Raw genomic sequence first — 13,268 nt, 5'->3', positions numbered from 1 at the left:
GAGGCGGCAGGTCGCATCCTGCCCGCAGGTGAGACAGGCACGACTCGCCGCTGCCGTATCGAGGCAGGTCACGTCGAGGCCGAGCCGCTCCACCGCGTCCGCGAAGAGCTCGAGCCGCTCCATCGCCCGGTGGTGCTGGGGCCAAAGGGGACGCGCGTCGGCGTGTTCAGGACGGATTGCCGGCATGGCGCACCTCTCTCCTCTATAGAAGAGAGCGTGCGCCGCGCGAGGCGTTCTCGCCTTGATCCTGGGCAAGTGCTCCGGACGGGAGGTGCGGCCTAGCGGCGCAGGCCGTGCCCGCCCCTGTAGCCGTTCGGCCCCGGCGGCGCCCAGCCCTCCAGCGCGCCCGGTGCCGGCGCGAGGATCTCGACCCGCAGCGGGTGGCAGGCGGCCACGTCGCTCGAATGCTCGCTCGAGCAGTCGCCCCCCGGACAGGTCGAGAGAGCGCCGAGCAGGTCGATTTCGGCGAGGAACTCCAGGTAGTCCCCAGGCCGCACTGGGCTCGCCTTCATGAAGTACTGGCCGGTGTCGCGGGTGAAGCCCGTGCACATGAAGACGTTGAGCACGTCGTGCACGTGCCGCTCCGCTTCCGTGACCGGCAGGCCCGTCTCCGCGACGAGGGCCCGCACGAGGTTCGAGTGGCAGCAGTGGTCGTACTGCCCGCCTCCGGACAGCAGGTTGTGAGTATACGGGTCGCAGCGCGTGCCGATCACGTCGTGGATGCCGCCGCCGTAGTCGTCGAAGCCGTACCAGTCCAGCGTGTCGTGGGTGATTGTCGCCATCGGACGCAGGTATGGGAACGACGACCACATCCGGTCGCCGGTCGACAGGTGCGTCCCGTGCAGCGCCCGCGTCTTGCCCGAGTAGAAGCGCTCGCCGAGGTCGGTGGCGGACCACAGGTTGAGGTCTCCCACCTGCGGCCCCTCGATGCTGTGGATGCGGAAGAAGTGGCCGGCCGGCACGCGGAAGCAGCGGGCCTCCCGCGGCGGCACGATCACGTCCCCCACGCTCCGCAGCGTCTCGCGCGCTGCCCGATAGAGCGCCATGTCGGGCACGGGCAGCGTGTCGACGGGGTAGCAGACGACGGGCCGGATGGCGCGGCGGGCCTCGGCATCGGCGGGCGCTGGCGTGATCGGGGCAGGCTTCATCGCGGATCCTTGCAGGGAACGAGCTCGGGCTCGGCTTTGGACTGGCATCGAGCCTAGCAGACCTCGTCACCGGGGCTAGGCTGCGCCCGACAGTCTCTCCGCGAGGCGACGCGCGGGACCGCGCAGGAGGCCCGCCCGGGGATCGCCGGCGATCCGCGCGAACCCCGCGCCGGCCTGCGCCGGGTTCGCGCCCGCCGCGGCCCGGCAGGCCGCGTAGGATTCGAGCAGGTCGGGCGGCACGTCGCGCAGGAGATCCGCTGGCAGCGAGACGGTCGTCTCCGTTTCCCGCCCCGCCAGGCGGACGGTCTCCACGGGCACCGTCGTACCGGCCGGCAGGCGGGCGGCGAGCCCCGGCCCCAGCAGGATCGGCACGTCGAGGCTCTTGCACAGCTGTTCGAGGCGGGCGGCGACGTTCACGGTATCGCCGATGGCCGTGTAGGCCCGCCGGCCGGGCGTGCCGACCGTGCCCACGGCCGCCTCGCCGCACTCGATCCCGATGCGCATCCGGATCGGCCGTTCCCGGCCCTCCTCCGCCCGGGCGAGCCCGGCGATGGCGGTCAGCGCCGCCTCGAGCGCGCGCCTCGGGTGGTCCGCGAGCGGTGCCGGAGCGTTCCACAGGGCCATCACGGCATCGCCGATGAACTTGTCGACGTACCCGCCGCTGGCGTCGACCGCCTCCACCACGTGGGCAAGGCAGGCATTGGCGAGGCCGATCGCCTCTTCCGGCGTCATTCGCTCCGAGCGACTGGTGAAGCCGGCGAGGTCGGAGAAGAGCACGGTCAGCTCGCGCGTCTCGCCGCCGAGGGCAGGCAGTTGGTCCTGCTCCGCGAGTTCGGCCACCACCTTCGGTGCGAGATAGGTGCCGAACACGCGGCGCACGTGACGCTCGCGGCGCTCGGTGACGAGGAGCCGAAGGGCGTAGGTGACCGCCGCGGCGAGCACGGCGGTGACCATCGCCCCCGACACGGACAGGTCGACGAAGGCCAGCGGCGCGAGCATTCCGACAAGGGCGAGGCCCGCGAGCGCGGCGAGGAGGCCCGCCGCCACCAGCAGGGGGCCGGCCGAGGCGGCGAGTGCGGCCGTGCCGGCGCCTGACGCCAGCGCAAGCGCCGCGCGAGACCACGGCGACGCCTCGACGAGCCCCCTGCCCTCCAGCAGGGCGGCGGTCGCGGCCGCGTGCAGGAACACGGCTGGAACGGTGCCCGTCGCCGGCGCCGAAGGGACGGCGGGACCGGCGGCACAGGGGGTGACGGGGGTCTGGGCGGGTTCTGGCAACATCGGCAAAACGAACCGATCGCCGGCGAAGCGCCGGTCCTCCTCCGCCAAGGTCGTGCCGATGAAGACGACGCGGTCCCGGACGAGGCCCGCCAGCTTCGCCGTTCCGTCCGGCCCCGCCGGGCAGGCCCGGACGGCCTCGAGCGGGATGACCGGGATCGCCTGCTCCAGCGGCCCGTCCACCCGCGGCCGGACCGTCGGCAAGGAGGACGGATGCCCGGCGAGCGCCGCTGCCGCAGCGGAGAGAGTGGGCAGCGGACCATCCGGGCCCGCCACCGACTGGACGACGTGACGAACGACGCCGTCCTCGTCTCCCTCGATCTCGGCGAGGCCCAGCCGGCCCGCATGCTCGTCCGCGCCGAGGGCGAGACGGAACGGGACCGCCGGGACGGTCCCCCCGGTGCGCGCAAGGACGATGCGGTCCTGCTGCTCCTGCAAAACCTGGAGGAAGGGGCGATCCGGGGCGGCGTTCAGCCGCTGCCGGCGCATCCAGTCGTCCATCGAGGTGGCGAAGACGATGTCGAAGACCACGGCCTTCGCCCCGGCCTCGACCAGCGCCTGTGTCGCCTGCCCCCAGACCGGACCCAGTAGCAGCCGCGGGACGCCGCGCAGATCCCGCGATGCCAGCGATCGCGCGTCGACCGAAACGACGGCGACGGACGTGGCCGGCGGCTGCGCCAGCCCTGTCCGCCAGCGCAGCCACGTGCCGGCATCCGAGACGAGCCCGTCGACCCTCGGCAGGTCCAGACCGCCGGGTGCGGCGGCGCACAGCACCGCCGCCGCCAGCCCGGCAAGGATGGGGGCACTGCGGCGCTTCAAGCGCCTGACCTCTTGCGGGTTCCGCCCGGCTCGTGTGCTCTGCCGCGGGTGCGGTGGGGCTGGGGAATCGACATGCGCGACAGTGTAGCGCCACTTCTGCTTGCAGCCTGCCTTGCCCTCGGGGGCAACGCCGCCAACGCGCAAGACGCGGCCGATGGCGAGGAACTCGGCCTGGCGACCGTCACGGCGGTGAAGGGAACGATCTCGCCTCCGGTCGCGCCGTTCACGACGCTCGACGCGCCGGCGCGTTTCGAACTCGGCGGCGGGGCCTCCATGACCATCGTCCACCTGCGCAGTTGCGAGCGCGTGGAGGTCAATGCCGGCCGCGTCGAAGTCGCCTTCGGCGGCATCGCCACGAGCGCCGAGGCCAAGCGCGAGCGCGTGCGTTGTCCGGGACAACCCAAGGTGCAGACGTCCGGCGTGGCGGGCGGCATCCTGATGCGGTCGATCGGCCCGGCGGCGTCGGGACAGCCGCGCGTCGTCATCGACATGCCGGGCGGCGTCACGCTGAAGCGCGGCGCGAACGTCACGTTCCGCGTTGCGAGCCCCATTTCCGGCGCGCTCTACGTGTTCGACCAGGACGAACGGGGAGCGCTGACCGAGATCGAAGGGCCCCGCCGGGCCACGGGCGGCGTCCCCTTGGCCATGCGGCCCGGCGCCTTCGCCGACGTGCCCGATCCCGCCGGCCGCGCCACCATCCAGGCCCAGACCCCCGGCGAGGGCAGGGTCATCGCCTTCGCCGTCCCGGTCCATGCCGGCCGCTGCGGCATGCTCGACCTGTTCGAGGCGCGTGCGACGCGGCCCGCCACGCTTTCGAGGCTGACGGCGGCGATGAAGGCACGGCGGGCCGAGGGAACGTCCTGCCCGCCCGGCTCCTTCGACGTCGCCTCCGGGGACCTCATCTATACCGTGCGGCCCTGAGAGCGCCGGCGGGCGGAGGGTCGAAGCGGTCCCTCGCGAGCCTTGACGGAAGGGCTCCGCTCCGCATGATCGGCCCGCCGCGCGCCGGCGGACCGAGTGGGTCCCGCGGCGCAGCCGAGAGGACCGTCCATGCAAGCCGTCGTCATCCACGCCCCGCACGACCTGCGGATCGACACCCTTCCCGCCGCGGGCGCCGCACCGGGCCCGGGGGAAGTCCTCGTGCGGATGGCGGCCGGCGGCATCTGCGGATCCGACCTGCATTATTACCACCACGGCGGTTTCGGCACCGTCCGCATCAAGGAGCCGATGATCCTCGGCCACGAGGCCTCGGGCTACGTCGAGGCCGTGGGGTCCGGCGTCACGGGCCTTCGCCCCGGCGCGCTCGTCGCCGTGAACCCGAGCCGGCCCTGCCTGGCCTGCGCGCCCTGCCGCGCCGGACGGAGGATTCACTGCGAGAACATGCGCTTCAACGGCAGCGCGATGCGCTTTCCGCACGAGCAGGGCCTGTTCCGCGAGTCGATCGTCGTGGAGGCCGGTCGCCTCTTTCCCATGGGCGACACGGTTTCGCCGGAAGAGGCCGCGCTGTGCGAGCCCCTGTCCGTGTCGCTTCATGCCGTCAACCGGGCCGGTGACATCCGCGGCGCGCGGGTTCTGGTGTCAGGCTGCGGGCCGATCGGGATCCTCGTCGCGGCCGCGGCGCGCCATGCGGGCGCGTCGTCGGTCGTCGCGACCGACATCACGCCGCACTGCCTCGCCACCGCCCGCGCGATGGGCGTCGACGAGGCCATCGACGTGTCCGGCGGCCCGGACGCGCTGGCGCCCCTCACCGAAAACCGGGGCCAGATCGACGTGGTGTTCGAGTGCTCGGGCGCACCGGGCGCCATGGCCGGCGTCCTGCCGACCCTGCGCCCCGGCGGCCGCATGGTGCTGGTGGGCCTGGGTGGCGATGCGCCGATGCCCATGAACACGATCGTCACGAAGGAGATCGAGGTCGTCGGCACGTTCCGGTTCGACCAGGAGTTCGGGGAGGCCGCCCGCATCATCGGCGAGCGGCTGATCGACTTCCGGCCGATGATCTCGGGCGTCTACCCGCTGGCCGACGCCGTGCTCGCCTTCTCGCTCGCCTCGGACCGCAAGCGCGCCACGAAGGTCGCGATCCGCCTCGGCGAATGAGACGGCGCCGCCCCTGGGGAGCGGCGCCTGACCGGCCATTGGCAATGTCTGCTCAGTTGACGAGGCGAACGGCGTTGCGCAGCCGGGCGACGTCGGCCGGCGTGGACAGCTTGGTCACGTCGGCCTGCGTGGTCGCGTTGCCGGTCAGCTTGATCTGGTCGGCGACCACCGGCATGTAGACGTTCGACTGGCCGAACGAACCCGATCCGTTGAGCGTCACGGTCTGCGTCGGCGTGTAGATTCCGCCCTGCAGCTTGGTGTTGGAGTCGCCGTTGATCGTGTTTCCGGCGCCGACGTTCGAGTTCTTGTCCTGGAAGATCAGGATGTTGGCGTAGTTGCCGCTGGTCGACGCCTTGAGGTCGATCGAAGCGCCGCCGTTGATCGTGAAGCCGGCCGACTTGCCCGTCAGGACGAAAAGCACCTCGGATCCCGACACGTTGGACTGGCTGGAGATCTGCAGCGGGCCGTCCTTGATGATGTAGGTTCCGGGCTGGAGCTGGGCGTCGCCCTTGATGTCGAGGCCGCCGCAGTAGGTGCCCGGGTTGAGCTTGACGTTCTTCTTCGGCTGCACGGAGTAGTTGTTGTAGTCGCAACCGCTCGCCGTCGGCGCCGTCTTCTTGGCGTAGGGATCCTCCGCCGGCAGGCACCGCTTCTGCGGCTCGGGCTGCATGTTCGAAGGCCCGGCGAAGCCGCCGACGCTGCAGAAGCCGTCCGCCTTCACGGACGCGCTGCCCGACACGCTGATGGCGCTGTCGCTGGACGAATTGCTGTAGACCGCGCACCCGAGGGCGATCGTCGACGACGAGCCGGAGAAGCTGATCGCACCCGAGACTGTCGGGTTGAGCGCGAGCAGGCAGGCCGGGGGGCCGTCCTTCAGCTTTTCGGCCGTTGCCTTCGTCCGCGCCTCCATCCCCTTCGTCCCGACGATGGAGAGGAACGGGGACGGCACGGTGCTCGCCACGGATACCGTGACCTTGTTGCCGTCGACGGTCGCCGTCAGCGTCATCGGGAACGCGAGATCGCCGACGTAGCGCTGGGCCACCGCGGTCTTGTCCGTGCTCAGCGACTGGGCCGCGGCCAGCGCGGCCGCGTCGGTGCGGGCCTGCATCTGGGTGCGGTACTGGATGACGCGCGTGAAGTCGACGGCACCGCCCACGACCATCCCGATCGGGATCGCCATGACGCCGAAGGCGGTCAGCACCGTTCCTTTTTCATGCTCTCTGAACAGCCGAAGCAGCATGGGGAGGTCTCCGTTCACCTCTCCACAATCCGCCTGCACGAAGTTGCATGCAACGCGGCCGTTTAAGTTCGCTCAACGAGGTTTAAGTTGTCACCCGCAACTTAACATGAAAATTCGACCGATCGTCGGGCGTCGTCCAAGCGATTGATTTTTTTCGAGTTGCTGTCGCCCTGAGGCGATCCGGCGGCGCCCGATCCCGCGAGCTGAGGCTTGACGGAACGACGGCCCGGGCTTGCCGGGCCGTCGCCACCGTTAAGCTTGTGCCGGAGGCCTCATCCCTTGTGATGGGACGCCTGCAAGGCATAGACGGGCGTCGGGATGCCCTCCATGCGCGCCTTCAGTTGCAGGGACAGGAACTGCGAGTAGTGGCGCGACTGGTGCAGGTTGCCGCCGTGGAACCACAGGGCCTCCTGCTGCGTCGGCTTCCACATGTTGCGCTGCTCCCCCTCCCACGGACCCGGGTCCTTCGGCGTGCCGGAGCCGAGGCCCCACACCTTGCCGACCCGGTCCGCCAGTTCCTGGCCGCAGAGGTCGGCGACCCAGCCGTTCATCGAGCCGTAGCCGGTGGCGTAGACGATCAGGTCGGCCGGCAGCTCCTTGCCGCTGTCCAGCTTCACGCTGTGCTCGGTGATTTCGACCACCTGCCCCCGGGCAAGCTTGATCTTGCCGTCGATGATCAGTTGCGACGCGCCGATGTCGATGTAGTAGCCCGAGCCGCGGCGCAGGTACTTCATGAACAGGCCGCTGTCGTCGACGCCATAGTCCAGCCAGAACCCGGCCTTCTCGAGGTCCTTGTAGAACTGGGCGTCGATCTCCCGGATCTTGTCGTAGACCGGCTTCTGCAGCGTGTGGAGGATGGCGTAGGGCAGCGAGGCGAAGATCAGGTCGGCCTTGGCGGTGGTCATGCCGCCCTGCACGGCCCGCTCGGAATAGAGGTCGCCGAGCCCCACCTCCATCAGCGTGTCGGACTTGACGATGTGCGTCGAGGACCGCTGCACCATCGTCACGTCCGCCCCGTGCTCATAGAGCGCCGCGGCGATGTCGTGCGCGGAGTTGTTGGAGCCGATGATGACCGCCTTCTTGCCCTTGTAGGCGTCCGGCCCCGGATGCTGCGAGGAGTGGTGCTGGTCGCCCTTGAAGTTCTCCATGCCCTTGAACTTCGGGATGTTGGCCTTGCCCGACATGCCGGTGGCGAAGACGAGCTGCTTGGGCCGCAGCGTGACGGGCGTGCCGTCCCGGTCGACGACGACCTCCCACTCCTTCTTCGCCTCGTCCCAGCGGGCGCTCTTGGCGGTCGTCTTCGTCCAGTAGTTGAGCTCCATCACCTTCGTGTACATCTCGAGCCAGTCGCCGATCTTGTCCTTCGGCGCGAAGACGGGCCAGTTCTTCGGGAAGTCGATGTACGGCAGGTGGTCGTACCAGACCGGGTCGTGCAGGCAGAGGGACTTGTAGCGCTTGCGCCAGCTGTCGCCGGGGCGCTCGTTGCGCTCGACGATGATGGTCGGGACGTCGAGCTGCCGCAGCCGCGCGCCGAGCGCGATGCCGCCCTGCCCCCCGCCGATGATCAGCACGTAGGGCTGCTTGGTGTAGCCGAGGCTGCGCTGCTCCTCCTCGCGCTCTTCCTTCCACGTCCTGGCGCCGGGGTTGAAGCCGTGCTTGGCACCCAGCGGCCGGGTGAAGCCGGCGCGTTCCTCGTGGCCCTTCAGCTCGACCATCGTGGTCAGCAGCGTCCAGATGCGGCCATCCTCGCGCACGCGGATGTGGCCGTAGCCGCGGGCCACCTCGGTCTCGAAGGTGATCCAGGCCTCGGTCATCCCGCCGCCCTCGGTGGCGGTCTCGTTGGGAGCCACGTGCCAGTCGCGCGGCTTCACGTGCTTCAGGCAGTGGGAGAGCATGTCGCGCACCTGCGCGGGACCCTCCATCGTCTTGATGTTCCACGTGAAGGACACGAGGTCGCGCCAGTAGCCGTCGTCGGCGAACATGGCGGACGCGGCATCGACGTCGCCCTTTTCGAGGGCTGCGCCGAAGCGTCCCAGGAACGCTTCCATGCGGGACGTCGCGGTAGTGTCGAGCATGCGGGTTCTCCCTCCCGGGTGCGGGCCTCTTGCCGGGCCGCACGGTTGCCTTCGTCGGGAGGACGGCCGGCGTTCGCCGGGGGCGCGGACGGCAGACCACGACCGGCAAACGAGGGTCGCATCACGCCCCCTGCCCTGTCGTCGGCTTGCTGCCGTTTCGCCGGCGTTCCTCCCGACCGAAAGCTTGGCACCCGCTGCCCCCGTGCGCAATGACGGCACTGTCGCGGAGCCCCGCGCCGTGAGCGCGGCGGAGCGGCGCGAGGCGCGAGGGACGGCCTTGGCAAGCTCGGGCTCGACCGCGCCGGGAGGGCCGGATACGGTCCATCGACCGGATTCCTTCTCGATGCGCTCCCGCTTCCTTCAGCCCTCCGTCGGCAACGCCATCTTCGCGCTCGCCGCCATCCTGATCGCCCTCATGGCGATCGTGGCGGCCATCAACACGACGATGTCGCGGCGCGTCGGCGACCTGATCGGCACGATCAACCGGACCTACGTGCCCGTGTACGGCATGCTGGCCCGATCCCACATCCGTTCGCTGGAGCAGTCCCTGTCGCTGCGGCAGGCGGCGATCGAGGTGCTGAACGGCGACGCCGGAGGCCTCGACACCCACCTCTCCGACGAGGAGGACGCGGGCCGGAAGGCAGAGCAGGAGCTCGCGGCGGCGCGCCGAACGATCGAGGCACAGGTCGGCGACGGGCAAGGGGTCGAGGACCGCGTCCTGCTGGGGCGGCTCGACGCGCGCATCGAGGAAGCGCTGAAGGCGCGCGAGTCCTACGCCGCCGAACGCGCCGCCTTCCTCTCCGCGCTGCGGCGCAGCGACGCCACCGCCATCCGCAGCGGCCTCGTCCGGCTGGACGCGCTGAGAGACAGCCAGAACGAGCGGCTGGAGGAGATCAGGCGGGAGAGCCTCTCCTTCGCCTCTGAGGCGGTCACCCAGACGCAGGAAAGCGGGCGCAACGTCATCCGGCTCACCTGGCTGACGCTGGGCTTCGCCGTCGCGCTCGGCCTCCTCATGGCCTTTCTCGTCACCCGGCGCGTGGTCGGGGCGATCCGCAGGCTGCTCCACGCCACGGAGGCGGTCGAGCAGGGTCGCTACGACGCGGACCTGCCGGTCACCTCGGGTGATGAGATCGGCCGGCTGACGCGGGCGTTCAACCTGATGCTCGCCGAGCTGCGACTGAAGGAGAAGATCCGCGAGACCTTCGGGCGCTACATGGACCCCAAGGTCGTGGCGGGCGTGCTCGACCGGCCCGAGCTCGCCGGCAATGCCGGCGACCGACGCGTGATGACCATCGCATTCGTCGACATGCGCGGCTTCACCAGGCTCTCCGGCGAGGTGACGCCGACGCTGCTCATCACCATCCTCAACCGCTACCTCACGGTGCTGACGGAGGCCGTGCGCGAACATCAGGGCATCGTCGACAAGTACACCGGGGACGGCGTCATGGCCTTCTGGGGTCCCCCCTTCGTCGAGCCGGCGGAGCAGGCGAGGCTCGCCGTGCTGGCCGCGCTGGACCAGCGCGAGCGCTTCGAGACGTTCCGAGGCGAACTGCCGGACCTCCTCGGCGTGCGCGGCTACGCCCCGGACCTCGGGATCCGCATCGGCATCGCCACGGGCGAGGTGATCGCGGGCAACATCGGCTCGGCGGTGGCGATGAACTACACCGTGATGGGCGAGGCCGTGAACATCGCCTCGAGGCTCGAGGGGCTGAACAAGCTCTACGGCACCGCTCTGCTCGTCTCCGCGGCGACGGCGCGCATGATGGGCCCGGGGTTCGTGATACGGGAGATCGACACGGTGCGGGTTCAGGGGCACCCGGAGCCGCAGACCGTGTACGAGGTTCTGGCTGGACCGGAGGCCGCGCGAGAGACCGCGGAACTGGCCGCGGCCTACGCCACGGGACTCGCCGCCTACCGGGCGCGGAACTGGTCCGGCGCCGCAGACGCCTTCGCGGCCTGCCTCGACCGGGTGCCGGGGGACGGGCCGTCGCGGGAGATGCTGCGGCGGGTCCAGGCGTACGTCGCCGCCCAGCCTCCCGGGGCGGAATGGGACGGTGTCTGGCTGGCACAGGGCAAGTGAGCGGGCCGCGTTGCCCTGCCGCGCGTCCCGAAGAGGGACGGGTCGTGCCGCCATGGGCGCCCGGGCCGCTGCTTCGGTCGCGATCCGTCCCGCGATGACACGAAAAGGGACGGCACGCGACGTGCATTGATGTGACTACGCAAGTTCCATTTGCGTCTTCCTCCCTTCCCTTGGCCCCGCCCCCGGCGGGGCCGTTTTCATTTCGGGGTCGATGCCGCACCGGCCCATCGAAGGAGGCGCCGGATTGGTGGCGAGAGGTCCGGTCGCCCGCCGGTGGGCTCAGGGCGGACGGCAAGCAGTGCGCGGCACACGAGGCTTCTATGCCGGCTGAGCCGGCCGATCGCTCGAAGTTTCCGCAACTCGTGACGGAAGCGGGCAAGCGGCCGTCAACCAGCCCGTGCGTTCGCGGCCCGGCGACGCCTCGCGCGCGTTGACTTGGGCAGGTCGGATTCCAATCCTCGCAGGAGGGAGCGTCCGCACGGCGGCGGGCGGTCCACCCCTGCGGAGCGTTTCATGACCGAACGGATCTCGACCGTCCTCTTCAACATCCCCCGCGGCCTGCACGTGCTGCGCTACCTGTCCGCCAAGGACATGAAGCGTCCGCCGCGCGTCATGGTCGCGGGCCGGCCCGGCGCCTCGGCGGGGGTCGGCTTCCTCTTCGCCCCGGACGCGATCGAGAACACGCTCTCCCGCTTCGGCGACTGCGTCGCCATCATGGCGCCGCAGGCAAGCGTCCTGCTCGTCACGGCCATCGGCCAGCCGGAGAGCCTCTCCACGGACGTCGAGCTCAAGCTCGAGCCGCTGGATCGCGAGGCCTCTGCGCCGCGCGGCGAAACGCGTCCGGCGGTGGCCCCCGCGGCTGCAGCCCGCTCCGAGGGCCCCTTCGCCAGCACGGCGCACGTGCAGCGCCAGGGCGACGTCATGGCGGGTCCGGACGGCTGGATCGGAGCACCTCAGTCCCGCAACCGCATCGAGAGCTTCGCGGTGTCGTGGGTCGCCCCGGTCAAGGGGCTGCGGCTCGGCTATGGCTGCGAGATGCCCGGCCGCGGCCGCCATTCCGCCCGGGTGCCGGGGCAGGCCGTCGGAACCAAGGGACAGGCCACCCCGATCAACCTCGTCCACTTCGAACTCACCGGTTCTGCTGCTTCCGCGTGGGAGCTCGTCGTCTCGGCGGCCTTCATGGGGGGAGAGGTGCGCACGGCTGCTGGCCGGAAGGTGGAGCTCACCGGGCGCACGGGCCAGGAGGCCCTCGTCGGGCTGAAGGTGGACCTGCGCCGGGCCGAGGCGCAGCCGGCGGCCGCCGCCGAAGCGAAGGCGCCTGTCGCCGCGCCCGCGACGCCCGCACCGAAGGCTGCCGCGGCGGCCCTTCCTGCCGCCGTCGAGCGCGGCCGCGTGCGCGTGTTCAGGGCCTCCGCCGCGAGCCGGCCGAATTGACGCTCGACGGACCCGGCTTCCCGGGCCTGCGCGCCGGGCCCCTGCGCGACATGGCGGAACGGTCCTCGACCGGCGCCGTAATGACGGCGGAATCCGAGCGCAGGCTGGTGCTCAACGTCGGTTGCGGGAACCCGCGCCGCAACCGGCTGAAGGAGCTGTTTCCGCCCTCGGCCTGGCAGGAGGTCCGCCTCGACCTCGACCCGAAGGTGCAACCCGACCTCGTCGCGTCGACGACGGACCTATCGTGCCTCGCCGACCGCCGGATGGACGCGGTCTGGTCCTCGCACAACCTCGAGCACCTGCACGACCACGAAGTCGGCGTGGCGCTGCGGGAACTGGTGCGGATCCTGCGGAGCGACGGCTTCTGCGTGATCACAACGCCCGACATCGTGCGCGTCGCAGCGGTGATCGCGGCGGGGCGGCTGGAGGAGCCCCTCTACATCTCCCCCGCCGGCCCGGTCACGCCGCTGGACGTGATGTTCGGCCTGCGACGCTCGGTGGCGGCCGGCAACGGCTTCATGGCACACCGCACCGCCTTCTCGGCGGAGCGCCTGGGCCGGCTGCTCGTCGAGGCCGGCTTCGCCGAGGCGCGTGTCTGGCAGGGCGATGCCTACGACCTGTGGGCCGTCGGGCTCATGCCGGATGCAAAGGGTGACGCCATCGCGGCAGCCCTCGATCCGGCTGCCGCCGTGGCCCGGCAGTCTGCGGCCTGACGGTCCTCACTCCTGCTCCCGCCGCCCCTGTGCCGGGTCCTCGGTGCACGTGGGCACCGAGACGTGGCGGGATCAGAATTCCTCCCACCCGCCACCGCCTGCCGAGGCGCGGCGCGGCTGCGCCGCCGGGCGCGGCGCGGGTTTGGCGGCCGGCTTCATGCTGGCCTTGGCCGCACCCGCCCGGGCCGGACGAGGCTCCTCGGCGAACGCGTCCGCCGCCAGACGACGCAGCCGGTCCGGCTCGCTGGTGGGCATGCCGCCCCGCTTGCCCGCCGTCTGGCTGGTGCGGAACGTCGCCACGAGGTCGTTGAGGCGCTGGATCTGGCTCGAGAGCGAGCCGGCGGAAGCCGCGCTCTCCTCGGCGAGCGCCGCGTTCTGCTGGGTCATCTC

Annotated in this window: 9 protein-coding genes and 1 pseudogene; 5 read left to right on the top strand and 5 right to left on the bottom strand. The window is 71.0% G+C overall.

From position 1 onward, the window contains the following. Positions 1-278: 278 nt before the first annotated feature. Together ACX9GQ_RS24335 and ACX9GQ_RS24330 are read right to left on the bottom strand one after the other, a co-directional pair. Positions 279-1,148 (bottom strand): urea carboxylase-associated family protein, encoded by an 870-nt coding sequence (locus tag ACX9GQ_RS24335; protein ID WP_459632205.1) that lies wholly within the window; start codon positions 1,146-1,148, stop codon positions 279-281. A 75-nt stretch (positions 1,149-1,223) separates the two neighbouring features. Continuing rightward, positions 1,224-3,242 carry a CHASE2 domain-containing protein gene (locus ACX9GQ_RS24330; RefSeq protein ID WP_459632204.1) on the bottom strand — a complete coding sequence of 673 codons (2,019 nt, stop codon included), beginning with the start codon at positions 3,240-3,242 and terminating at the stop codon, positions 1,224-1,226. Positions 3,243-3,314: 72 nt separating this feature from the next. Here ACX9GQ_RS24330 and ACX9GQ_RS24325 point away from each other — a divergent pair, with 72 nt between their 5' ends. Together ACX9GQ_RS24325 and ACX9GQ_RS24320 are read left to right on the top strand one after the other, a co-directional pair. Next, positions 3,315-4,163, top strand: a complete 849-nt coding sequence (locus tag ACX9GQ_RS24325; RefSeq protein ID WP_459632203.1) for a hypothetical protein — start codon at positions 3,315-3,317, stop codon at positions 4,161-4,163. Positions 4,164-4,292: 129 nt separating this feature from the next. After that, a complete protein-coding gene (locus ACX9GQ_RS24320) occupies positions 4,293-5,336 on the top strand; it encodes an L-idonate 5-dehydrogenase (protein WP_459632202.1) in 1,044 nt (347 codons plus the stop codon). A gap of 52 nt (positions 5,337-5,388) precedes the next feature. Here the strand turns inward: ACX9GQ_RS24320 and ACX9GQ_RS24315 are convergent, their stop codons facing one another. Together ACX9GQ_RS24315 and ACX9GQ_RS24310 are read right to left on the bottom strand one after the other, a co-directional pair. Continuing rightward, positions 5,389-6,576, bottom strand: a complete 1,188-nt coding sequence (locus ACX9GQ_RS24315; RefSeq protein WP_459632201.1) for a TadE/TadG family type IV pilus assembly protein — start codon at positions 6,574-6,576, stop codon at positions 5,389-5,391. Between the two features lie 272 nt (positions 6,577-6,848). Beyond that, positions 6,849-8,651, bottom strand: a complete 1,803-nt coding sequence (locus tag ACX9GQ_RS24310; RefSeq protein WP_459632200.1) for an NAD(P)/FAD-dependent oxidoreductase — start codon at positions 8,649-8,651, stop codon at positions 6,849-6,851. A 343-nt stretch (positions 8,652-8,994) separates the two neighbouring features. Between ACX9GQ_RS24310 and ACX9GQ_RS24305 the strand changes: the two genes are divergently transcribed. The 3 genes from ACX9GQ_RS24305 to ACX9GQ_RS24295 all read left to right on the top strand — a co-directional run bounded on the left by ACX9GQ_RS24305 (position 8,995) and on the right by ACX9GQ_RS24295 (position 12,878). Beyond that, a complete protein-coding gene (locus ACX9GQ_RS24305) occupies positions 8,995-10,731 on the top strand; it encodes an adenylate/guanylate cyclase domain-containing protein (RefSeq protein ID WP_459632199.1) in 1,737 nt (578 codons plus the stop codon). A gap of 513 nt (positions 10,732-11,244) precedes the next feature. Then, the gene (locus ACX9GQ_RS24300) at positions 11,245-12,165 is read left to right on the top strand and encodes a hypothetical protein (RefSeq protein WP_459632198.1); all 921 of its coding nucleotides are present in this window, start codon (positions 11,245-11,247) and stop codon (positions 12,163-12,165) included. Then, entirely contained in the window at positions 12,162-12,878 is a 717-nt protein-coding gene (locus ACX9GQ_RS24295; RefSeq protein WP_459632197.1) for a class I SAM-dependent methyltransferase, read from the top strand. Before ACX9GQ_RS24300 ends, ACX9GQ_RS24295 begins: the two co-directional genes overlap by 4 nt. Before the next feature lie 72 nt (positions 12,879-12,950). Here ACX9GQ_RS24295 and ACX9GQ_RS24290 read toward each other — a convergent pair. Next, positions 12,951-13,268, bottom strand: a pseudogene (locus ACX9GQ_RS24290) (hypothetical protein); the annotation flags it as partial.

The organism is Alsobacter sp. R-9, from assembly GCF_054612375.1.
This window is presented reverse-complemented; position numbering and strand designations above follow the sequence as displayed.